Source organism: Nocardiopsis lucentensis DSM 44048, from assembly GCF_000341125.1.
Classification (GTDB): domain Bacteria; phylum Actinomycetota; class Actinomycetes; order Streptosporangiales; family Streptosporangiaceae; genus Nocardiopsis; species Nocardiopsis lucentensis.
This window is the reverse complement of sequence record NZ_ANBC01000114.1, coordinates 1-1,420: the sequence shown is the minus strand read 5'-3', so window position 1 is coordinate 1,420 and position 1,420 is coordinate 1. Positions and strand designations below refer to the sequence as shown.

Sequence of the window (1,420 nt, the reverse complement as noted above, 5' to 3'; positions counted from 1 at the left end):
CCCCCCTGCCGCTCGTGCTGGGTCGCGTCGGGGCCGACCACCTCGCCTCGGGAATGGCCCGGCTGGCGCTCGACCGCTGGGAGGGGCGGGCCCCGGGCGAGGTCATGCCCGCGCTGTACGCGTCCGTTCTCGCGGGAGCGGAGGTCGAGGGCGTCTCGGACGAACACCGGGCGCTCGCCAATCCGCTGTGGCGGCTGACCGAACAGCTGGGGGAGGAGGGTGCTCGGAAGGCGCTCCGGGAGGCGTTCCTGGCCGTCCTGGCACGGCTGCCGCGGGAGGGCACTGGGGACGACGGTCCCCGGGACGGTGACGAGACGGTGACGACCGTCGCGGACACCGGTATGGAGGGCGATCGATCGGGCACCGGGGTCGCGTCGGCCGAGGCCCCGGAGACAGGGGACGGCGCGGAGGCGGAGGCGGTCGTCGCGGCCGACGGACCCGCCGACGACGCCCCCGCCCCCGCCGCGGGGGAACCGGTCCCGGACGGGAGCCACGACACCACCCTGCTCGACGCGATCAACGGGTGGCTCGAGGCGGGCGACGAACGCCGACGCGCCCTGGCCTCGCGCCGGATCTTCACGGACGCGCCCGAGACCCTGGAGGCCATCAGCAGCGACTTCGGGGTGAGCAGGGAACGGGTCCGCCAGATCAACAAGCAGGTCGACCAGAACCTGAGGTCCTGGTTGGCGTCCCCCTCCGGCCAGCCCCTGACGACCCACGCGGCGGAGGTGTCCGCCGCGCTGGGCACGGCGGCCCCGCTCGACGCGTTCTGGGCCCTGCGCCCCGAGTACGCCCTGCGTCCGCCCGCACTGGACGTCCCGATGGGACGCGTCGTCCTCACACTGCTCCCGGAGCACCGCGTCGAGGGGGACTGGGTCGTGACCGAGGCCGCCGACACCCTGGCCAACCGCCTCGCGGATCTGTTGGCGGATCGGACCGCGGTACCACTCGACGAGGTCCTGGACATCGTGCACGAGGCGGGCGTGCGCCCCGAGCACGCGCGCGCCTGGATCGAGGCACAGCCGCAGACCCGCGTCCTGGCGGACCACGTCCTGCGGTGGGTGCGCAACCTGCAGGAGAAGGCGTTCGCCGTCCTGTCCGCGACGGGACGCCCCATGCACGTCGACGAGCTCGTCGAACACATCGGCGGCGAGTTCAGCGAGGGCGGTTTCCGGGACCGGCTGCACAACGACTACCGCCTCATCCGGCGGGACCGGCGCGTGTTCGGTCTGCGCGTGTGGGGTGGTGAGGAATACCTGGGCGTCGAGGGGACGGTACGCCGCGAACTGGAGCGCGCCGGGGGCGAGATGCGTGTCTGCGAACTCGCCGAGACGATCTCCCGGCGCTTCGACGTCACCGAGACCACCGTGCGCGGCCTGACGGCGGGCAGCGCGTTCGCGCACCCCCGGCCCGGGTGGAT

The 1,420-nt window shown here is 73.9% G+C and carries 1 protein-coding gene; it reads left to right on the top strand.

Going from position 1 to position 1,420, the window contains the following annotated elements:
* Positions 1–14 precede the first annotated feature (14 nt).
* Positions 15–1,420: sigma factor-like helix-turn-helix DNA-binding protein (locus D471_RS0103640; RefSeq protein WP_275041336.1), on the top strand; the 1,406-nt coding region annotated here is incomplete at its 3' end.